A 21,450-nucleotide genomic window follows, 5' to 3' on the forward strand; every position below is an offset into this window, starting at 1 on the left:
ATGCAATTCGACAAGCGCGCCTGGCTCGACAAGATCAAGCAGATGTTCGCGGGCTTCGACCGCCCGCTCGCCCTCATCGTGTTCCTGCTGCTGTGCGTCGGCATCGTCACGCTGTACAGCGCGGCGATCGACATGCCCGGCCGCGTCGAGGACCAGTTGCGCAACATCCTGCTGACGTTCGTGCTGATGTGGGTGATCGCCAACATCCCGCCCACGACGCTGATGCGCTTCGCGGTCCCGCTCTACACGTTCGGGGTCGCGCTACTGATTGCGGTCGCGCTGTTCGGGATGACCAAGAAGGGCGCGAAGCGCTGGCTGAACGTCGGCGTCGTGATCCAGCCGTCGGAAATCCTCAAGATCGCGACACCGCTGATGCTCGCGTGGTACTACCAGCGCCGTGAGGGCGGGCTGCGCTGGTACGACTTCATCGTCGCGTTCGGGATCCTGCTGGTACCGGTCGGGCTGATCGCGAAGCAGCCAGACCTCGGCACGGGCCTGCTCGTGTTCGCGGCCGGCTTCTTCGTGATCTACCTCGCCGGCCTGTCGTTCAAGCTGATCGTGCCGGTGCTCGTCGCGGGCGTGATCGCGGTCGGCTCGATCGCCGTGTTCGAAGAGCGCATCTGCCAGCCCGAAGTGCAGTGGCCGCTGATGCACGATTACCAGAAGCACCGCGTATGTACGCTGCTCGACCCGACTTCCGACCCGCTCGGCAAGGGCTTCCACACGATCCAGGCCGTGATCGCGATCGGCTCGGGCGGCGTGCTCGGCAAGGGCTACCTGAAAGGCACGCAGGCGCACCTCGAATTCATTCCGGAGAAGCACACCGACTTCATCTTCGCGGTGTTCTCCGAGGAATGGGGGCTCGTCGGCGGGCTCGTGCTGCTGACGCTGTACATGGCGCTGATCGCACGCGGGCTCTATATCGCCGCGCAGGGCGCGACGCTGTTCGGCCGCCTGCTCGCGGGCTCGCTCACGCTCGCGTTCTTCGTCTATGCGTTCGTCAACATCGGGATGGTGAGCGGCGTGCTGCCGGTCGTCGGCGTGCCGCTGCCGTTCATGAGTTACGGCGGCACCGCGCTCACGACGCTCGGCATCGCGATCGGGATGATCATGAGCGTCGGGCGGCAGCGGCGGTTGATGAAGAGTTGACCGCGCGGCACGCACCGCATAAAGAAAAACGGCGCATCGGCGCCGTTTTTTTCGACCGCGGATGGCAAACGCAGCCGCGCAGTGCCGCGCGGCGCGCGCCCCGCTTACGGCGGCGGCGCGTGTGCCCCGCCCGGCTCCGCCCCGGCGCCCGATGCCGGCCCCTGCGCCTTCAGCCGCGCGCTCAGCTCCTTGAATTTCAGCCCGGCCGTCTCGTCGCCCTGCGCGGCCGCCGCCGCGTAATACGCCCGCGCGATGTTGAGGTTCTGCGCGACACCGTCGCCGCCGCGCTCGTAGAACGACGCGGTCACGTACTGCGCGGTCGGCTCGCCCGCGTCGGCGGCCTGCTTGTACCACGTGAACGCCTGCCGGTTGTCGCGCGGCGTGCCGCGCCCGTCGAGGAACTGGTTCGCGAGCGACAGCTCGGCCTGCACGTGCCCCTGTTTCGCCGCCCGCAGGAACCAGCGGTGCGCTTCGGCCGGATCGCGCGCGACGAACTCGCCGTCGTCGAACATCCGGCCGTATACGTACTGCGCATGCGACATGTTCGCGTCGGCCGCGCGCTTCAGCCAGCGCAACCCTTCGTCGACGTTCGCGGTCACGCCTTCGCCCGTCAGCAGCATCATCGCGTAGTTGAATTGCGCGAGACGGTCGCCGCGCTCGGCCGCGTCGTGGAACTGCACCAGCGCCGCACGAAAGTCGCCGGCGTTGTAGTCGGCGACCGCCGACTGCGTCTCGCGCGACGGATCGGGCTTCGCCTGCGGCGCGCCCTGCGCGGCAGCCGCGATCCACACGACCCACAGGCCGAGCACCGCGCCGACCTGCCGGCGCCTCCCGATCCCGCCCTGCGCGCGCCCACGGCACGCGCCATCGCCACCGTTCATGACCGCACCTCCTGCAGCGCCTGCCGCGTGGCGCGCAACAACCAGCTGACGTCGGCCGACACCGTGATCATCCGGTAGCCGGCCTCGCGATACTGGCGCGCGGCCGCCGTATCGCCCGCGAAGATCCCGACCGCGACGCCGGCCTGCCGGCCGGCCGCGAGCACGCGCGCCATCGCGGTTTCAACGTCCGGGTGACGGATGTCGCCAAGGTGCCCGAGGCTCGCCGCGAGATCGGCCGGGCCCACGAACAGGCAATCGATGCCGGGCAGCGCCGCAATCCGCTCGACTTCATCGACGCCGCGCGCCGATTCGATCTGCACGATCACCGCGACCTGCGCATTCGCCGTCTGCACGTAGTCGCGACGCATGCCGAACGCCGCCGCGCGCACCATGCCCGCGACGCCGCGCAGCCCGTCCGGCGAATCGGGCGACGGATAGCGCGTGAGCCGCACCGCGTGCGTGGCGTCGTCGAGCGTCTCGATGCAGGGAAACATCAGCGTGCGCGCGCCCGCATCGAGCGCACGCTTCACGAGCCACGGCTCACGCGCCGGCACGCGCACGACGGGCTCGCTCGGCAGATGGGCGGCGGCGATCGCGCGCAACTGCGATGCAACATCGCGGCTGTCGTTCGGCGCGTGCTCCATGTCGATGCAGAGCCAGTCGTAGCCGGCATGCGCGAGCGCTTCCGCGGCCGAGTCGCTGCCGAGCGACAGCCACAGGCCGTACAGCGGCTCGTCGCCGTCGCGCAGGCGTTGTTTGAGGGAATTGGTGAGCGTGCTCATCGATACGGCCTCCTGGACGGAACGGCAATCGAACGGGACAAGCAACGGGCAAAGCGGAGCGCGACACACCGGGCAGCGAAGCACGGCGGCGCCAGGACCGGGCCCTGGAACGTTGGTCGGCCATGGGCGGCCGATCTGACAGCGCCGGCCGCACGACCCGCGCACGGCGGCGTTTTTCGGCGCCACGCAACGATCATAGCGCGGCGTTACGCGAAATGTGGGAACGGACGGGGAGCGAGGCGGGACGGGGCCGCAGGATGCGGCGTCAGGCAGCCCGCGCCGGGTGGCGGGGCGGCCGGGAAGGCGGGATCAGCGGCCGGGCTGGCGCTCGACGTCGGCCCAGCAGTTCGGCGTTTCGTACAGGCGCACGCGCTCGAGCCGCAGGTTCACGCCGTAGTGCGCGTCGTACACGTTCGCGAGGATGTCGAACGCGATCGCCGCGAGGTTCTCGACGGTCGGAATCCGGTCGATCACGACCGTCTTGTGGTCGGCCATCTGCTCGAGGAACGAGCGCACGACGTCGTCGCGCGCATAGACCAGGAACGCGTGGTCCCACTTGCCGACCAGGTGCTCCATCGCGAGCGCCTTCACGTCGGCGAAATCCATCACCATGCCGCGGTCGGGCGCCCCCTCGGTATCGACGAGATCGCCGCGCAGCGTGACTTCGAGCACATAGCGATGGCCATGCAGGTTCCGGCACTGGCTGCGGTGGTCGGGAATGCGGTGGCCCGCGTCGAATTCGAGTTTTCGGGTAATCAGCACGATGTCAAAAGCCGGGGCTCAGGGAATGTTCAGATATTTGTGGGTCTGCATCGACAGCCGCCACTGCGGATGACGCTTGCACCAGTCGATCGCGAGCTTCGTATTGAGGTCGCGCGACGGGCCGTCCATCGGCTGGACGAGGTAATACTCGAAGTCGAGCTTCGCGTAGTCGGCGAGCCGCTGGTTGTCCTGCGGGATCACGACCTTCAGCTCGTTGCCCTTCGTGACGACGAGCGGCGCGTCGGCCTTCGGGCTCACGCAGATCCAGTCGATCGATTCGAGCACCGGCAGCGAGCCGTTGGTCTCGATCGCGATCTCGAAGCCGGCCGCATGCAGCGCATCGACGAGCGGCTGGTCGAGCTGCAGCATCGGCTCGCCGCCCGTGCAGACGACGAAGCGGTGCGCCTCGCCCTCCGGCCACAGGCCGGCGATCGTCGCGACGAGCGCTTCGGCATCCTTGAACTTGCCGCCGTTCTCGCCGTCGGTGCCGACGAAGTCGGTATCGCAGAAGCGGCACACGGCCTCCGCACGATCCTCTTCGCGGCCCGACCACAGGTTGCAGCCGGCGAACCGGCAAAACACGGCCGGCCGGCCCGCGTTCGCGCCCTCGCCCTGCAACGTGTAGAAAATTTCCTTGACCGCGTAAGTCATCGTCCTTCGTCCGGCTCGCGCCGCTCGTTGTCGATCAGAATCCGTTAATCACCAGGCGCTGCCGTTGCCGCTGCATCACAGCGGCGCCTCGGTCACCCGCTCGCCCTTCAGGTAGGCCTCGTAGCCGCGCTTGCGCAGCTTGCAGGCCGGGCATTCGCCACAGCCGAAGCCCCAGTCGTGCAGTTCCGCGCGCTCGCCCACGTAGCACGTGTGCGTCTCGACGCGGATCAGTTCGACGAGCGCTTCGCCGCCGAGCTGTTCGGCGAGCTGCCAGGTTTGCGCCTTGTCGAGCCACATCAGCGGCGTCTCGAGCACCATGCGCGTATCCATCCCGAGGTTCAGCGCGACCTGCAGCGCCTTCATCGTGTCGTCGCGGCAGTCGGGATAGCCCGAGAAATCCGTCTCGCACATCCCGCCGACCAGCACGCGCAGCCCGCGGCGATAGGCGATCGCCGCGGCGATCGTCATGAACATCAGGTTGCGGCCCGGCACGAACGTGTTCGGCAGGCCGTTCGCCGTCGTCTCGATCTCGATCGTGCGCGTCATCGCGGTATCGCTGATCGCGCCGAGCACCGACAGGTCGATCATGTGATCGTCGCCGAGCCGGTCCGACCAGGCGGGAAAGTCACGCCTCAGCGCTTCGCGCACGCCTTCGCGACATTCGAGCTCGACGCGGTGGCGCTGGCCGTAATCGAAGCCGAGCGTCTCGACCGTCTGGTAGCGTTCGAGGGCCCATGCCACGCACGTGGCCGAGTCCTGCCCGCCGGAAAACAACACGAGCGCGCCGTCTTTAGCGTCTGTCCGAATCACCGTGATACTCCGTGAATGTGTAGGCTCGCGTCGCGCTGCGCCCCGGGGCCGGCTGCCGCCGGGCGGCCCGACGCGTGCCGGCCTGGGCCGGCTCGACCAGTATAGGCAGCGCAATCGGCCGCGAACGCGGCGGAGCGCTTATACCGCCCATCGCGCGGCATCGTTGCCGCGCGCCACGGCGGCGCCACGCTGGCAGCCTGCCGTGCGCATGAAGCGATGCGCTAAGTTATTGAGCGGACACGGATTTTATCATGCCCTCATGAACACTGCCGGGCACGCCATCCCACGTCATGCATCACGCAAACCCCACCACAAACGAAAAACCCCAAGAACCTTCCGATTCTTGGGGTTTTAATTCTGGTGGCCTGGGTCGGAATCGAACCAACGACACGCGGATTTTCAATCCGCTGCTCTACCAACTGAGCTACCGGGCCAACGAAGAAGAGAAAGTATATCCACCCTTCGTTACTTGATCAAGTACTTTCACGAAATATTTTATACGGCGCCTTCGGACGGCTTCTTGCCGAGCTCGACACCAAGCTGCTTGAGCTTGCGATACAGGTGCGTGCGCTCGAGGCCCGTCTTCTCCGCGACGCGCGTCATGCTGCCGTTTTCGCGCGCGAGGTGATATTCGAAGTACGCGCGCTCGAACGCATCGCGCGCTTCGCGCAACGGGATGTCGAACGGGATCGCGGCCGTCTGGCCCGCGAGGCCGAGTGCCGAAGCCATGTCGTCGCCGAGCGTCGGCAGCGCGGCCGCGGACGCCACCGCCGCGGGCCCCGCCGCCTGCCCCGCACCGGCCTTCGCCGCCGCGTTCGCGGACACCGGCGCCGCACCGCGGGCGAGACCGTGCTCGACGGACTTCAGCAGCTTCTGCAGCGCGATGGGTTTCTCGAGGAAATCGAGCGCGCCGATCTTCGTCGCCTCGACGGCCGTATCGATCGTCGCGTGCCCGGACATCATGATCACGGGCATCGTCAGCAGCCCCTGCGCCGCCCACTCCTTGAGCAACGTCACGCCGTCGGTATCGGGCATCCAGATATCGAGCAGCACGAGATCGGGCGCCTGATTCAACCGGTATTCCCGCGCGGCCTGCGCGTTCTCCGCCGCCTCGACGACGTGTCCTTCATCGCTGAGGATCTCCGAGAGCAATTCCCGGATGCCCATTTCATCATCTACCACCAGGATGGTTGCCATTTACGCTGCCTTTGTCTGCTCACTTGCTTTTGTCTTGGCGGGGGCCGCCCCGTCCTGCACGCCCGATTCGGCGCCTGGCGCATCGCTCGCCATCTGCAGGAACAGGATCGACACCTGCGCACCCTCGACGGTCTCGCCGTGCATGCGATTGCGCAGATCGATCCGCGCACCGTGCTCATCGACGATCTTCTTGACCGTGGCCAACCCCAGACCCGTGCCCTTCGCCTTCGTCGTCACATAAGGCTCGAACGCGCGAGTCAGGATGCGCGCCGGAAAACCGGGCCCGTTGTCGGACACGGTAAGACGTACCGCGACGCGCGTTTTGCCCTCGGCGTCGGGATCGCCATATTCTACTGTCTTGGTTTCGATCAACACACGCGGATGCGCCGACTCCGCGACCGAATCCTGCGCATTCTGCAGCAGGTTGTGAATCACCTGGCGCAGTTGCGTCGCATCACCGCGTATCACCGGCAGCGACGGCGCGAGCTCGGCGACGATCGCGCTCTTGCCTTCGCCCACCCCGTACAGCCCCAGCACCTCGCTCGCCAGTTCGTTCAACTGCAGGTTCGAGAGCACCGCCGGCGGCGTGCGCGCGTATTCGCGGAAATCGTCGACCATGCGCTTCATCGCGGCGACCTGATTGACGATCATCGTCGCGCCGCGCTTGAGCACATCGGCATCGGGCGGGGCGAGCTTGTCGGAGAGCTTCATCTGCAGCCGCTCCGCCGACAGCTGAATCGGCGTCAGCGGATTCTTGATCTCGTGCGCGAGCCGGCGCGCGACCTCGCCCCACGCGACCGAACGCTGCGCGGAAATCACGTCGGAGATGTCGTCGAACACGACGACGTAACCGGACGTCTGCGGATCGTCGGCCTGCCCCTCGACCGTCGACACGAGGCGCGTGCCGCGCACGAGCAACGTCAGCGGATCGGCTTCGCCCGGCACCTCGATCGCGAACTGCTGCTGCCAGTGGCCGCGATCGCCGCTGCCGCCGTCGGATGCCGCCTCGCGATCGGCGAACGCCTTGCGCACCATCGCGCCGAACCCGGCGGCCACGCCGATCCGGTCGAGCGTCGTGCCGATCAGCGTGTTGAACGGCTGCCGGAAGATCCGCTCGGCGCCGCGATTGGCCGTCGTCAGCCGGAACTGGCGGTCGAGCACGAACACGCCGGCCGTCAGGTTCGCGAGGATGCTCTCGAGATACGTCTTCGAATGCTCGAGCGCGACGCGGTTCTTCTCGACCGCGAGCCGCGCCTCGGACAACTGGCGCGTCATCGCGTTGAACGACTGCGTGAGGAAGCCGAGCTCGTCGCGCGTCTTGATCTCGCGCTTCGGTGTGTAGTCGCCTTCCGTGACCTCCTTCGTGCCCTGCGCGAGCAGGAACAGCGGCCGCGCGAGCTGCTGGCCGAGCGCGAGCGCGAGCATCATCGCGATGAAGGTCGCGAGGAACAGCGCAAGCGTCAGCGTGCCGATGTACATCTTGCGCAGCCCCGTGCGGCCCAGCGACTTTTCCTGGTACTCGCGATACGCGCGCTGCACGGCGTCCGCGTTGTGGGCAAGCGTCGGCGGCACCGGCTGCGTGAGCTGCAGGAAGCGTTCCGCCGGCTGCAGCAACGACGTCGATGCATCGGGAATCGGCCGCACGACGCGCAACCGCAGCGCCCCCTTCGCGCCGTGCGCGCGCGGGTCGCCGTCGACTTCACCCTCGATCGCCGCGTACGCGCCGTGTTCGCGCGCCTGGTTCAGCATCAGCGGCGTCGGCAGGTCGTCCGGAATCAGTGCCGCGAAATTGCCCGACGCCTGCGCGACGATGTGCAGGTCGGGGGACGCACCCGAGCCGCCGCGGCTCGGCTCGACGATCGTCGCGTCCTGCACGCCGAACTGGTCGCGCAGGCGCAGCAGCGTGAGTGTCGTGCCGTTGGTGTTCGCATCGACGCTCGCGAGCTGGTCGGACATCAGCCGCGCCTTCGTCTGCAGATCGGACAGCGACGCATCGAGCATCCCGCGGCCGAGGTTCAGGCCGGCCGTCAGCGCCGTCTCGACGTTCACGTCGAACCACGACTCGATACTGCGCGACACGAACTGGTACGACACGATGTAGATGATCCCGCCCGGCACCACGCCGACGAGCGCGAAGAACACCGCGAGCTTCGCGAGCAGCCGCGTGCCGAACTTGCCCTTCCTCAGGCGCACGACGATCATCCCGATCAGCCCGAGCACCACGAGCAGGAACACGAGCGCGACGACGATGTTCGTCGCGTACAGCCACGAGTAGTAGCGGTCGAAGAATTCGGTGTTCGCGCTCGCGGCCGCGAGCAGCACGAGCAGCAGCAGCGCGGTCAGCGCGACCGTCGAGACGATCACGCGGATGAGGAGGCTCTTCCCGCTGGCCGCGCGGCGCACTTTATTTAGCACGTTCGGTCACCGTGAAGTTGAAGCGCTTCCAGTCGGACCCGAGCGTCCAGTCGCGGTTGTTCACGGCATCGACCTGGAACGGCTTCGGCATCAGCGCCGTATCGAGCTGCATCCGCACCGACGCCGTGTAGGTTTCACCGGCGCGCACCTGGTTGCGGTCGATCACGTGCCACGACGTGATGTGCCTGACGACCGCGAGCGCGTCCTTCAGCGACGGGAAACCGAGCTGCAGGCCGCCCGTCGACACGCGATACTCGCGCGTGAGCGGCTGGAACGACAGGCGGATCGTCTGCGTCACCGCCACCGGCTGCTCGTCGAACCAGTACCAGCGCGCACGGCTCAACTCGAAGTCGGTCGTGAAATAAAGCGGAATGCCCTTGTTGACGGCATCCTCGAGGTTCGGGTTCAGCTCGAAATCGAAGCGTGCGTCGAGCGCCCAGCCGCTTCCGTCGGACTGGAGCGACGCGCGCTGCACGGCGATCGACTCGGCATGCGCCGGCCGGACGACGGCCAGACACAGCGTCAACGCGACCATCAGGACGGCCGCGAGCCGAAGTGGAAAAAGGTGTTTGATCGTCACCGTTTCTGAAACCGCGCGTAGAAAAATCCGTCGTGATCGGTGTTCTGGTCGAGTGCGCCGGCGGCCGCCCCTCCCTGCACTCCGCCCGGCAGCAGCTGGCCGGGGGCGTCCAATCGTACCGCATCTTCACAGGCCGCTTCAAACCAGCGGGCCTGCAGTTCGCCTTCCTCGGGGAAGACCGAACAGGTCACGTAAAGCAGTTCGCCGCCCGGCTTCACGAGCGGCCACAACGCCGCCAGGATGCGGCGCTGTTCCGCGACGAGCGCCGGGATGTCGGCCTCGCGGCGCAGCCAGCGAATGTCGGGGTGCCGACGCACGATGCCGGACGCCGAGCACGGCACGTCGGCAAGGATGCGGTCGAACGGGCGCCCGTCGTACCAAGAGTCGGGCGCACCCGCATCGCCGACACGCACGTCCGCTTCGAGCGACAGCCGCACGAGGTTCTCGCCAATCCGTGCCGCGCGCGCGGCGTCGCTTTCCAGCGCAACGACTTCCGCATCGGCCAATTCGAGAATATGACCGGTCTTGCCGCCGGGCGCCGCGCATGCGTCGAGCACGCGCATGCCGTCGCGCGCACCGAGCCATTCGGCGGCGAGCTGCGCGCCGGCGTCCTGCACCGACACGACACCGTCGGCAAACCCCGGAATGCGATCGACCGGCAGCGCCGACGCGAGCCGCACCGCATGCCGGCCGATCGCGGTCGCTTCGATCCCGTTTTCACGCAGCGTCTCGAGATACGCGTCGACGCTCGCGCGGCGCGCGTTCACGCGCAGCGTCAGCGGCCCTTGCCGCTCGCCGGCCGCGAGGATCGCCTGCCATGCGTCGGGCCACGCGCGCTGCACCGAAGCGACCCACCACGCGCGGTAGTTCCAGCGCGCGACGACATCGTCCTGCAGCGCCGCGACGAGCGTGTCGCGCTCGCGCAGGAAACGGCGCAGCACCGCGTTGACCATCCCCTTCGCGAACGCGCATTCGCGGCGTGCGCCGATCACGGTCACGGCCTGGTCGACCACCGTGAACGCCGGATACGCGGCCTCGTCCGCCGGGTCGAGCAGCAGCGCGAACGCGCCAGCGAGCACCGCGTGCACGTAGGCGGGCGGCGCCTTGCTGATGAGCCGGCCGATCAGCCAGTCCGCACTGCCGAGACGGCGCATCGTCCGGTAAGCGACGTCCTGCGTCGCCCCGCGCGCGAGCGCCTGCGCACCGGACGGCATCTGCGCGAATACCGCCGACAGCGCCGCCGGCAGCGCGGTGCCGCGCCGCACCGCATCGACCGCCTGCGCGGCCGCGTCGAGGGCGAAGCCGAGCGAATCGGGCGCGAGATGCAGCGCGGACAGGCGCGCCGGGCGGCCGGAAGAAGACGGAGCGGTAGAACGGGTTCGTGTCATCGGAGCAAATTCGGCAAACAAGCGCGGCCAACAGGCACAGCAAGCCAATGCGGCAAACGGCGGGATCGCGGCGCCCGTGGGCCCTGCAACCCCAAACCGGGCATTGTAGCCTGCGATGCTGCAGGCCCTTTGGCCCCTTTACGGCACGCGCAAATGAAACACCCCGCAGCGCGAAGCGTGCGGGGTGGTGTGACGGCCCCCGCGCGGCAACTGCCGCACTGTGAGCCGTGGCTTAGTCGAAGCGGCCGGTACGCGCCATCTCCATCAGGCGCGCGATGCGTTCCTCGGTGGCCGGGTGCGTCGAGAACAGATTCTGCAGGCCGCCACCGTGCAGCGGGTTCATGATCATCATCTGCGCGGTGGCCGGATGCTGTTCGGCCGCCTGGAACGGGATGCCCGCCGCGTAGCGATGGATCTTGTCGAGCGCGGTCGCGAGCGATTGCGGATCGCCGGAAATCTGCGCGCCGCCGCGGTCGGCCTCGAACTCGCGTGCCCGCGAAATCGCCATCTGGATCAACGCGCCTGCGATCGGTGCGAGCAGCGCAACCGCGATACCCGCGATCGGGTTGGCCGGCCGGCCATTCTCGTCGCGACCGCCGAAGAACATCGCGAAGTTCGCGATGGCCGAGATCGCGCCCGCCATCGTCGCGGTGATCGTCGAGATCAGGATGTCGCGGTGCTTCACGTGTGCGAGCTCGTGCGCCATCACGCCGCGCATCTCGCGCTCCGACAGCACGCGCAGGATGCCCGTCGTGGCGGCGACTGCCGCGTGCTCGGGGTTGCGGCCCGTTGCGAACGCATTCGGCGCATCCTCGTTGATCAGGTAGACGCGCGGCATCGGCAGGTTCGCGCGCGTGGTCAGCTCGCGCACCATCCGGTAGAACTGCGGCGCCGTGTTCTCGTCGACTTCCTGCGCGTTGTACATGCGCAGCACCATCTTGTCCGAGAACCAGTAAGAGAAGAAATTCATGCCGAGCGCGAACAGCAGCGCGATCGTCATGCCCCGCGAGCCGCCGATCATCCCGCCGATCACGATGAACAGGGCCGTGATCGCGGCCATCAGCATCGCCGTTTTGACCCAATTGAACATACCCACTCCTTATCCGTCAGGGGACCCGCCGCGCATCAAAAGGGCGCGGTGGAAAACTGTAAGCGTTTTGTTAGATAAGGTCTTGCCGGAAAAATTCAATCTCACCGTTGCGAGGTTGCAAGACGAAGACCGAGGCCGACGAAAGCGCTGCCGACCGTGCGGTCGAGCCACTTCTTGACGCCCGGCTTGCCGGAGAAGCGGGCCGTGACACTGCCCGCGACCCACGCGACGAGGCTGGTCCACACCGTGCTCATCGCGACGAACACACCGCCGAGGGTCAGGAACGCCCATGCCTTGTGCGGGCTGTCGGCCGACACGAACTGCGGGAAGAACGACACGAAGAACAGCACGACCTTCGGGTTCAGCACGTTGGTCCAGAAGCCCTGCATGAACAGCTGGCGCAGCGGCTTCGCGGCTTGCGTGGCCGCCGTGCCCGACGGCTCGGCCGCCTGCTTCGCGATGATCATCCGCACCCCCAGGTAGATCAGGTAGGCGGCGCCGACCAGCTTGATCACCGTGAATGCGGCAGCCGACGCCGCGAGCAGCGCGGTCAGGCCGAATGCGCAGGCGAGCGCGTGAACGCAGCAGCCGGCCGAAATGCCGAACGCCGACATCAGCCCCGCGCCGCGGCCCTGCGCGACGCTGCGGCCGACGATATAGGCCGTATCGGGGCCGGGCGTGACGTTCAGCAGGAAGACTGCCAGCACGAAGAAGCCGAAATGGGTGATGCCGAACATGAAAACCTCGAAACCGGGGAGCGCAGGGAAATTCTACGCGCGCCTGCCGCGCCGCGCGACTCGGCCATCCGGCCGATTGCGCACGCCGGGCAGGCCGTGTCGAATGGCGGTCAGGCCGCGTCAGGCAACGTCGGTCAGCGCGAAACGCTGGCCCGCGGCGAGCGGCGAGCCGGCCAGGAATTCGCGCGCGGGCAGCCGCTTGCCGCCCGGCTTCTGCAATTGCGTGACGCGCAGCGCACCGCTGCCGCACGCGACGACCACGCCTTCCGGCGCGGCTTCGACGATCGTGCCGGGCGCCGCGTCGCCGCGCGCCGCCACCGGCTCGGCTGCCCACAGCTTGATCGCCGCGCCGTCGAGCGTCGCGACGCCGCCCGGGAACGGATCGAACGCACGCACCTGGCGCGCAAGCACGTCGGCCGGCTTGCGCCAGTCGAGCGCCGCTTCGTGCTTGCCGATCTTTTCCGCATAGGTCACGCCGTCGGCCGGCTGCGGCGTCGCCGGCAGCACGCCGTCGCGCTCGAGCTGCACGAGTGCGTCGACGATCAGTCGCGCGCCTTCGGCGGCGAGCCGGTCGTGCAGCGTCGCGGTCGTCTCGTCGGGCGCGATCGCGATGCGCGCTTCCTCGATCATCGCGCCGGTGTCGAGGCCGATGTCCATCTGCATCAGCGTGACGCCCGTCTCGGCGTCGCCGGCCTCGATCGCGCGGTGGATCGGCGCGGCGCCGCGCCAGCGCGGCAGCAGCGACGCGTGAATGTTGATGCAGCCGGCGCGCGGAATGTCGAGCACTTCCTGCGGCAGCAGCAGGCCGTAGGCGGCAACCACCATCACGTCATGCGGCGTCGAGCGCAGCAGCTCGATCGCGTCGGCCGCCTCGGCCGGGTACTTGCCCGCCCGGCGCAGCGACGGCGGTTGCGCGACGGGCATCCCGTGCTCGACGGCGTAGCGCTTCACCGCGCTCGCCTGCAGTTTCATCCCGCGCCCGGCAGGGCGATCGGGCTGGGTGAGCACGAGCGGCACCGGAAAACCGGCCTCGTGGATCGCGGCGAGGGCAGCCGCGGCGAATTCCGGCGTGCCGGCAAAAACTACGCGCAACGTATGGGTCATGACAGCGTTCGGGGTCGGGCAAGGCGAACGCGCGTTACATCGCGCGTTCGAGTTTCTTCATCTTCGTCTTGATGCGCGTCTGCTTGAGCGGCGACAGGTATTCGACGAACACGCGCCCCATCAGGTGATCCATCTCATGCTGGACGCACACGGCCAGCAGGCCCTCGCAGTCGAGCTCGAAAGTCTCGCCCTGCTCGTTGAGCGCGCGCACGCGCACATGATCGGGACGCTCGACTTCGTCGTAGATGCCGGGCACCGACAGGCAGCCCTCTTCATAGATCTGCTTTGCATCGCTCGACCACACGATCTCCGGGTTGATGAACGCGCGCAGCTCGTTCTTCTCCTCGGAGACGTCGATCACGATCACGCGCTCGTGCACGTCGACCTGCGTGGCGGCAAGGCCGATCCCTGGCGCCGCATACATGGTCTCGGCCATGTCGGCGACGAGCTTGCGGATCCGGTCGTCGACCTTGTCGACGGGCTTCGCGACCTTGTGCAGCCGCTTGTCGGGGTAATGAAGAATATTGAGTAAAGCCATGGCGTTCGGTATTCGGTGGAGCGGCGTGCCGCATCGGCCATCCGGCCGGCTGGCGCTGCCGCCGGGATGCAATGAAGATGAGGCGGACGCGCGGCGAATCAATGCCGCGGATCACGCCTCCTGCAATTGGCCGGGCGCCTGCGCGCGCGGCCCTGTCGAGTATTTCGGATGATGAAAATTTTATCATGGCGCCACGCGGTCCGCTGGCCACCGCATTCGAGGGGCGCCTCATGTCGCCGCAAGCGCTGAGCCCCTCTGCCGTGCGCGCGTGGCTGCAGCTCGCGCATGCGCCCGGCCTCGCCCCCGCCGCGCTGCAGGCCCTGCTCGATGCGTTCAGCTCGCCGGACGCGCTGCTGCGTGCGCCCGACCACGCCATCGCCGCCGTCACCAGCGCTGCCGCCGCCCTGGCCGTGCGCGCAAGCGAGCGCGGCGATCTCGACGCGCGCACCGACGCCGCGCTCGCGTGGCTCGACGCGCCGGGCAATGCGCTCGTCACGCTCAACGATCCGGCCTACCCGCCGCGGTTGCGCGACCTGCACGATCCGCCGCTGCTGCTATATGTAAAGGGCCGGCTCGACCTGCTGCATGCGCGCAGTCTCGCCGTGGTCGGCAGCCGCCACGCCACGCCGCAAGGGCTCGCCGACGCAACGCACTTCGCACGCGAACTGTCCGACGCCGGGCTGCCGATCGTATCGGGCCTCGCGCTCGGGATCGACGCCGCCGCACATCGTGGCGGGCTCGACGGCCGGTCGGGCACGGTCGCGGTGATCGCGACCGGCGCCGATCTCGTCTATCCGGCGCGGCACCGCGCGCTCGCCCACGAGATCGCCGCGCACGGCGCGATCGTGTCGGAATGGCCGCTCGGCACACCAGCCCGGGCCGCGCACTTCCCGCAGCGCAACCGGCTGATCGCCGCGCTCGCGATCGGCGCGCTCGTCGTCGAGGCCGCGCCGCGCTCCGGCTCGCTGATCACCGCGCGGCTCGCGAACGAACTGGGGCGCGATGTGTTCGCCATGCCGGGCTCGATCCATGCGCCGCTGGCGCAGGGCTGCCACGCGTTGATCCGCGACGGCGCGAAGCTCACGGCGGCGCCGCTCGACGTGCTCGAGGAATACGGGCTGGGCGAATCGAAAGCCGGCACGGCAGGCGGTGCGGCGTGCTCCGGGCATCCGTGCGCGGGCACCGGCAGCCTCCGCGAAACCGAAACCGCCACTCAGCGTGCCGCGGCCGATGTTATCCACTATGGCGATGCCGTTCCGGCCACCGCGTCCGCCCGAGACGAAGCACCATCGCCGGCGCCACCGCTGCCCGCCACCCCGGCAGAGCAGACCGTGCTTGCCGCATTGGGATACGGCCCCGTCACCTACGAATGGCTCGCCGAGCACAGCGGCCTGCCTGACGACGTGCTGCACCGCGCGCTGCTGGCGCTGGAACTGGCCGGCCGCGTCGCCAGCCTCCCGGGCGGACGCTTCGCGCGGCTTGACGCAGCGCGCACCTCGCCCGTGGACGGCGTGCTACATTCCCCCGCATAGGGGCGGCAAGGCCGCCGACGATACCCAAGGAAACCCATGCCCGCGCTGAATCTCGACACCGATGCGGATCGGATCGCCGAGCGCCTCGCCGATCCCGGCACGTTGCTCGTCGCCTGCCTGTGCGCCGAGTGGTGCGGCACGTGCCGCGACTACCGGACGGCCTTCGACCAGCTCGCCGACGCGCATCCGGATGCCTGCTTCGCCTGGATCGACATCGAAACGCATGCCGACCAGCTCGACGATCTCGACGTCGAGAACTTCCCGACGATCCTGATCGAAGATACCCACACCGCCCGCTTCTTCGGCACGGTGCTGCCGCACGCGGCGATCGTCGAGCGGATGCTGTCCGACCTGAGCGCGGTACCCGGTGCGCCGCACGCACCGAAATTGCGCAACATCCTGGCCGTCGAAGCCTGAATTCGCGAGCCGGCCGGTGGTTTTGCGCGCGTTTGCGCGCCCCGCCGCGCCGGGCGCTTGCCGCCGTTGCGCCCCCCCTCTATGATGAGCCGCTTTTTACGCGCTGAGCCGCCATTGCTGCGGCGTGTGCTATAAAGCGGTCGTAAAAGGGACCCACAACCGGCGAACCCGGTCTACCAACACACACCTGTCATGTCCAAAGCACTGATCATTGCGGAAAAGCCTTCTGTCGCGAACGACATCGCACGCGCTTTGGGCGGCTTTACCAAGCATGACGAGTATTACGAGAGCGACGATTTCGTCCTTTCGTCCGCTGTCGGCCACCTGCTGGAAATCGCCGCCCCGGAAGAGTACGAGGTCAAGCGCGGGAAATGGAGCTTCGCGCATCTGCCCGTCATCCCCCCGCATTTCGACCTGAACCCGATCGCAAAAAGCGAGTCGCGCCTCAAGGTGCTCACCAAGCTGTTGAAGCGCAAGGACGTCGACCGCCTGATCAACGCATGTGACGCGGGGCGCGAGGGCGAGCTGATTTTCCGCCTGATCGCGCAGCACGCGAAGGCGAAACAGCCGGTCCAGCGCCTGTGGCTGCAGTCGATGACCCCGCAGGCGATCCGCGACGGCTTCGCGAACCTGCGCAGCGACGCGGACATGCTGCCGCTCGCCGACGCCGCACGCTGCCGCTCGGAAGCCGACTGGCTCGTCGGGATCAACGGCACGCGCGCGATGACCGCGTTCAACAGCAAGGGCGGCGGCTTCTTCCTGACGACAGTTGGCCGCGTTCAGACGCCAACGTTGTCGATCGTCGTCGAACGCGAAGAGAAAATCCGCCGCTTCGTCCCGCGCGACTACTGGGAAGTGAAGGCCGAATTCGCATGCGCGGGCGGCTTCTACGAAGGCAAGTGGTACGACCCGAAATTCAAGCGCGACGAATTCGATCCGGAAAAGCGCGACTCCCGCCTGTGGAGCCTGCCGGCTGCCGAAACGATCGTCGCCGCGTGTCGCGACCAGGTCGGCACGGTCTCCGAGGAATCGAAGCCGTCGACGCAGCTGTCGCCGCTGCTGTTCGACCTGACGAGCCTGCAGCGTGAAGCGAACAGCCGCTTCGGCTTCTCCGCGAAGAACACGCTCGGCCTCGCGCAGGCACTGTATGAAAAGCACAAGGTGCTGACCTACCCGCGTACCGATGCGCGCGCACTGCCGGAAGACTACCTGTCGACGGTCCAGTCCACGCTCGAGATGCTCAAGGAGAGCAACAACTACCTGCCGCATGCGAAGCAGGTGCTCGACAAGGGCTGGGTGAAGCCGAACAAGCGGATCTTCGACAACTCGAAGATCAGCGATCACTTTGCAATCATCCCGACGCTGCAGGCGCCGAAGTCGCTGTCCGAGCCGGAGCAGAAGCTGTACGACATGGTCGTGAAGCGCTTCCTCGCCGTGTTCTTCCCGGCCGCCGAATTCCGCGTCACGACGCGGATCACCGAAGTCGCCGGCCATCACTTCAAGACCGAAGGCAAGGTGCTCGTCGAGCCGGGCTGGCTGCAGGTGTACGGCCGCGACGCCGAAGGCGCGGATGCGAACCTCGTGCCGGTGCAGAAGGACGAGAAGGTGAAGACGGACGAAATCGCCGCCGTCGCGCTCGTCACGAAGCCGCCCGCACGCTACTCGGAAGCGACGCTGCTGTCCGCGATGGAAGGCGCGGGCAAGCTCGTCGAGGACGACGAACTGCGCGAGGCGATGGCCGCGAAGGGCCTCGGCACGCCGGCCACGCGCGCGGCGATCATCGAAGGCCTGCTCGGCGAGAAGTACCTCGTGCGCGAAGGCCGCGAACTGATCCCGACCGCGAAGGCATTCCAGCTGATGACGCTGCTGCGCGGGCTCGGCGTGAAGGAACTCACCGCGCCCGAGCTCACCGGCGAATGGGAATACAAGCTGTCGCAGATGGAGCGCGGCAACCTCGGGCGCGAAGCGTTCATGCAGGAAATCGCCCGCATGACGCAGCAGATCGTGAAGCGCGCGAAGGAATACGATTCGGACACGATCCCCGGCGATTACGCGACGCTCGAGACGCCGTGCCCGAACTGCGGCGGCCAGGTGAAGGAAAATTACCGCCGCTTCGCGTGCACGAAGTGCGAATTCTCGATCTCGAAGATCCCGGGCAGCCGGCAGTTCGAAATCGCGGAAGTCGAGGAGCTGCTGCGCGAGAAGACGATCGGCCCGCTGTCCGGCTTCCGCAGCAAGATGGGCCGCCCGTTCTCGGCGATCCTCAAGCTGTCCTTCGACGACGAAACGAAGAACTACAAGCTCGAGTTCGATTTCGGCCAGGACACCGGCGGCGAGGAAGGCGAAGCGCCCGACTTTTCCGCACAGGAGCCGGTCGGCGCGTGCCCGAAGTGCAAGGGCCGCGTGTTCGAGCACGGGATGAGCTACGTGTGCGAGCACTCGGTGGCCAACCCGAAGACCTGCGATTTCCGCTCCGGCAAGGTGATCCTGCAGCAGGAAATCACGCGCGAGCAGATGGGCAAGCTGCTGGCAGACGGCCGTACGGATCTGCTGCCGAACTTCAAGTCGTCGCGCACGGGACGCAACTTCAAGGCCTTCCTCGTGAAGCAGCCGGACGGCAAGATCGGCTTCGAGTTCGAGAAGAAGGAGCCGAAGGCCGCTGCCGCGAAGAAGACGGCAAAATCGGCGACGAAGGATGCCGAAACCGTGACGGAAGGCGCCGAAGAGAAACCGGCACCGGCTCGCAAGACCGCCGCCCGCAAGACGACGGCGCGCAAGACGGGCTCGTGACGGCCTGACGGCCGGGGCTCCCCCGGCCAGGCCGAACTCGGGCAGGCACCCATAAAAAAACGCGGATCGATTGCTCGATCCGCGTTTTTTTTGTGCCGGCGGCAACCGCCGCCCGGCCGTCGCGCCGTTACAGCGGCGACGGCGCCGCAACGCGCGTGCGCGGCGAACGCGGCAGACGCGGCGACAGGTTCGGGTCGGCCGCTTCCGGCTGCTCGGCACGTGTCTCGACACCGATCGGCGCGAGCGCCGAACTCTGCGCGGCCCACTGCTCGCCCATCGTCGCGTCGGTCGAGTGGCTGAAATGCTCGACGAGGTGGTCGATGAACGTGCGCACCTTCGCGGGCAGATGGCGCCGGCTCGGGTAAGCGATGTTGATCTCGACCTGCGGCAGCCGGAAATCCGGCAGCAGCCGCACGAGCGCGCCGCGCGCGATATCGCCGCCGATCAGGTAGCTCGGCAGAATCGCGACCCCCATCCCGAGCAGCGCGAACTGGCGCAGCATCGCGGTGTTGTTCGCGACGATCACATTGGTCGGGCGCACGCGCACTTCGCCGTCCGGCCCCGTGAACACACGCTCGTCACCCCAGTATTCGGTCGGCAGGCTCAGGCTCGGGTGCTCGGCGAGATGCTCCGGATGGGTCGGCACGCCGTGCTTCTCCAGGTAGCTCGGCGTCGCGCACACGGTCATGCAGCCGGTGGTCAGGCGCCGCGTGACGATGCTCGCGCTGCGCATCTGGCGCGTGACGACGATGCCGACGTCGAAGCCTTCCTCGACGAGATCGACCTGCCGGTCGACCAGCGTGAGATCCGGCACCACTTTCGGGAAATTCTCCGTGTACGACTGCAACACGGGCGCGAGGTTGTGCAGGCCGAACACGACAGGCGCAACGATGCGCAACGTTCCGACCGGCTCGTGATTGCGCGCAACGACCATCTGCTCGACGTCCTCGAGCTCATCGAGGATCTGGCGAGCACGCTCCAGATAGACCTGGCCCGACTCCGTCAGGGAAAGGCTGCGCGTGGTGCGGTTCAGCAAACGCGTGCCGAGCCGGCCTTCCAGATCGGCGACGTGACGCGTCGCGACCGCGTTGGAGATATCCATTGCACTCGCGGCCCGCGCAAAACTGCCGAGATCTGCAACCTTGACGAACACGCGCATCGACTGCAAATGATCCATAAACGACTCCTGCCGCTGTTACAACTTCAAAAAGATGAAGCAAATGCGTAATTCTCCTACGACAGCGGAAATGATGCAGAGTTGCTCAACAAGGCCCCGGTTGACGATAAAAATAGTCAAAAATCCTCGCCTTCTGCGGATAGTTGATCCAATTATTCTGATTGGAGCAACAATTGGGTGAACCTCGTCGAGTATGTGGCCGAATCAGGAAGGACGTATTTGATGCGACACAACAGCGCACCCTTCCACCCATCGCGCAAGCGGCGCCGGGTCAGGCCGCCGCCAATTGCGGCGGAGCGTAACAACCTGTTAAAAAGACACCATGAAGGCGGCCGACGTAGCATCATGTCGGCCCCGGCCGGGCGGGACGGGTGCGCGATGTGCGCCGCCGCCACCGCCGCTTTCAACGCGCGACACCCGCTCACCATGAAAATTGCCATCCTCGACGACTACCAGGACGCCGTCCGCAAGCTGAACTGCTTCGAGATGCTTGCCGACCACGACGTGAAGGTCTTCAACAATACGGTGCGCGGATTGGGACAGCTCGCCAGCCGTCTGGCGGAAGTCGAGGCGCTCGTGCTGATTCGCGAACGGACCCCGATTTCGTCGCAACTGCTCGCCAAGCTGCCGAACCTGCGCATGATCAGCCAGACCGGCCGCATTTCGAGCCACATCGATCTCGAAGCGTGTACCGACCGCGGCATCGCTGTGCTCGAAGGCACGGGCTCGCCGATTGCCCCCGCCGAACTGACCTGGGCGCTCGTGATGGCCGCCCAGCGCCGTATTCCGCAGTACGTCGCGAACCTGAAGCAAGGCGCGTGGCAACAGTCGGGCCTGAAGACGTCGGCGATGCCGCCGAACTTCGGCCTCGGCCAGGTGCTGCGCGGCCAGACGCTCGGCATCTGGGGCTACGGCAAGATCGGCCGGCTCGTCGCCGGCTACGGCAAGGCGTTCGGGATGAACGTGCTGATCTGGGGCCGCGAGCATTCGCTCGAGGCCGCGCGCGCCGACGGCTATACGGCCGCCGAAAGCCGCGAAGCGCTGTTCGAGCAGAGCGACGTGCTGTCGCTGCACCTGCGCCTGCATGACGACACGCGCGGGATCGTGAAGCAGGAAGACCTGATGCGGATGAAGCCGACGTCGCTGCTCGTCAACACGAGCCGCGCCGAACTGCTCGAGGAAAACGCACTGGTCAACGCGCTGTCGCACAACCGCCCGGGGATGGTCGCGATCGACGTGTTCGAAAGCGAGCCGATCCTGCAGGGCTACAGCCTGCTGCGGATGGAAAACGTGATCTGCACGCCGCACATCGGCTACGTCGAGCGCGAAAGCTACGAGCTCTACTTCAGCGCGGCATTCCGGAACATCCTGGCGTTCGACCAGGGCGACATGTCGAGCGTCGTCAACCCGGAAGCACTGACGCCGCGCCGCGTGCGCTGAGCGCCGCGGG

General features: G+C 67.3%; 19 protein-coding genes and 1 tRNA gene. 5 read left to right on the plus strand and 15 right to left on the minus strand.

Annotated features, from left to right (window positions below; genetic code table 11):
- Positions 1 to 1,149, plus strand: a complete 1,149-nt coding sequence (gene rodA, locus CFB39_RS17325) for a rod shape-determining protein RodA (RefSeq protein ID WP_089426588.1) — start codon at positions 1 to 3, stop codon at positions 1,147 to 1,149.
- A 104-nt stretch (positions 1,150 to 1,253) separates the two neighbouring features.
- Here the strand turns inward: rodA and CFB39_RS17330 are convergent, their stop codons facing one another.
- From CFB39_RS17330 to def, 14 genes are all read right to left on the minus strand, one after another.
- The gene (locus CFB39_RS17330; RefSeq protein WP_089473743.1) at positions 1,254 to 2,030 is read right to left on the minus strand and encodes a tetratricopeptide repeat protein; all 777 of its coding nucleotides are present in this window, start codon (positions 2,028 to 2,030) and stop codon (positions 1,254 to 1,256) included.
- Positions 2,027 to 2,812 carry an HpcH/HpaI aldolase/citrate lyase family protein gene (locus CFB39_RS17335; RefSeq protein WP_089473744.1) on the minus strand — a complete coding sequence of 262 codons (786 nt, stop codon included), beginning with the start codon at positions 2,810 to 2,812 and terminating at the stop codon, positions 2,027 to 2,029. Before CFB39_RS17335 ends, CFB39_RS17330 begins: the two co-directional genes overlap by 4 nt.
- Before the next feature lie 309 nt (positions 2,813 to 3,121).
- Positions 3,122 to 3,574, minus strand: a complete 453-nt coding sequence (queD, locus tag CFB39_RS17340) for a 6-carboxytetrahydropterin synthase QueD (protein WP_011353563.1) — start codon at positions 3,572 to 3,574, stop codon at positions 3,122 to 3,124.
- 18 nt (positions 3,575 to 3,592) lie between these two features.
- Entirely contained in the window at positions 3,593 to 4,225 is a 633-nt protein-coding gene (gene queE / locus CFB39_RS17345) for a 7-carboxy-7-deazaguanine synthase (RefSeq protein ID WP_011353564.1), read from the minus strand.
- A 75-nt stretch (positions 4,226 to 4,300) separates the two neighbouring features.
- Positions 4,301 to 5,035, minus strand: a complete 735-nt coding sequence (queC, locus tag CFB39_RS17350; protein ID WP_089473745.1) for a 7-cyano-7-deazaguanine synthase QueC — start codon at positions 5,033 to 5,035, stop codon at positions 4,301 to 4,303.
- A gap of 358 nt (positions 5,036 to 5,393) precedes the next feature.
- Positions 5,394 to 5,469 (minus strand) — tRNA-Phe (locus CFB39_RS17355).
- Positions 5,470 to 5,530: 61 nt separating this feature from the next.
- Positions 5,531 to 6,232, minus strand: a complete 702-nt coding sequence (gene esaR / locus CFB39_RS17360) for a response regulator transcription factor EsaR (RefSeq protein ID WP_021163978.1) — start codon at positions 6,230 to 6,232, stop codon at positions 5,531 to 5,533.
- A complete protein-coding gene (esaS, locus tag CFB39_RS17365) occupies positions 6,233 to 8,647 on the minus strand; it encodes a sensor histidine kinase EsaS (protein ID WP_089473746.1) in 2,415 nt (804 codons plus the stop codon).
- Complete coding sequence (locus CFB39_RS17370) at positions 8,637 to 9,227, minus strand: DUF4390 domain-containing protein (RefSeq protein ID WP_039353770.1); 591 nt, start codon at positions 9,225 to 9,227, stop codon at positions 8,637 to 8,639. The genes esaS and CFB39_RS17370 overlap by 11 nt, the downstream gene beginning before the upstream one ends.
- On the minus strand, positions 9,224 to 10,615 hold the full coding sequence (gene rsmB, locus CFB39_RS17375) for a 16S rRNA (cytosine(967)-C(5))-methyltransferase RsmB (RefSeq protein WP_089473747.1): 1,392 nt from the start codon (positions 10,613 to 10,615) through the stop codon (positions 9,224 to 9,226). The genes CFB39_RS17370 and rsmB overlap by 4 nt, the downstream gene beginning before the upstream one ends.
- Positions 10,616 to 10,847: 232 nt before the next feature.
- A complete protein-coding gene (htpX, locus tag CFB39_RS17380) occupies positions 10,848 to 11,705 on the minus strand; it encodes a zinc metalloprotease HtpX (RefSeq protein WP_089473748.1) in 858 nt (285 codons plus the stop codon).
- Positions 11,706 to 11,806: 101 nt separating this feature from the next.
- Complete coding sequence (locus tag CFB39_RS17385; RefSeq protein WP_089473749.1) at positions 11,807 to 12,442, minus strand: LysE family translocator; 636 nt, start codon at positions 12,440 to 12,442, stop codon at positions 11,807 to 11,809.
- A gap of 120 nt (positions 12,443 to 12,562) precedes the next feature.
- On the minus strand, positions 12,563 to 13,546 hold the full coding sequence (gene fmt / locus CFB39_RS17390; RefSeq protein WP_089426595.1) for a methionyl-tRNA formyltransferase: 984 nt from the start codon (positions 13,544 to 13,546) through the stop codon (positions 12,563 to 12,565).
- Between the two features lie 34 nt (positions 13,547 to 13,580).
- A complete protein-coding gene (gene def, locus CFB39_RS17395; RefSeq protein ID WP_006477461.1) occupies positions 13,581 to 14,084 on the minus strand; it encodes a peptide deformylase in 504 nt (167 codons plus the stop codon).
- Positions 14,085 to 14,269: 185 nt separating this feature from the next.
- On the opposite strand from def, the gene dprA reads away from it, so the two are divergent.
- The 3 genes from dprA (at position 14,270) to CFB39_RS17410 (ending at position 18,823) form a co-directional block, all read left to right on the plus strand.
- On the plus strand, positions 14,270 to 15,616 hold the full coding sequence (gene dprA, locus CFB39_RS17400) for a DNA-processing protein DprA (RefSeq protein ID WP_089473750.1): 1,347 nt from the start codon (positions 14,270 to 14,272) through the stop codon (positions 15,614 to 15,616).
- Between the two features lie 36 nt (positions 15,617 to 15,652).
- A complete protein-coding gene (locus CFB39_RS17405) occupies positions 15,653 to 16,033 on the plus strand; it encodes a thioredoxin family protein (RefSeq protein WP_039353754.1) in 381 nt (126 codons plus the stop codon).
- Between the two features lie 192 nt (positions 16,034 to 16,225).
- Positions 16,226 to 18,823: a DNA topoisomerase III gene (locus CFB39_RS17410; protein WP_039353751.1), complete on the plus strand. Its 2,598-nt coding sequence runs from the start codon at positions 16,226 to 16,228 to the stop codon at positions 18,821 to 18,823.
- 127 nt (positions 18,824 to 18,950) lie between these two features.
- Here CFB39_RS17410 and CFB39_RS17415 read toward each other — a convergent pair whose 3' ends face one another.
- Positions 18,951 to 20,000, minus strand: a complete 1,050-nt coding sequence (locus CFB39_RS17415; RefSeq protein WP_089426598.1) for a LysR family transcriptional regulator — start codon at positions 19,998 to 20,000, stop codon at positions 18,951 to 18,953.
- A gap of 426 nt (positions 20,001 to 20,426) precedes the next feature.
- Between CFB39_RS17415 and CFB39_RS17420 the strand changes: the two genes are divergently transcribed.
- On the plus strand, positions 20,427 to 21,440 hold the full coding sequence (locus CFB39_RS17420; RefSeq protein WP_089426599.1) for a D-2-hydroxyacid dehydrogenase family protein: 1,014 nt from the start codon (positions 20,427 to 20,429) through the stop codon (positions 21,438 to 21,440).
- Positions 21,441 to 21,450 lie beyond the last annotated feature (10 nt).

Origin of the sequence: Burkholderia sp. AU6039 (assembly GCF_002223365.1) — a bacterium.
Classification (GTDB): Bacteria; Pseudomonadota; Gammaproteobacteria; order Burkholderiales; family Burkholderiaceae; genus Burkholderia.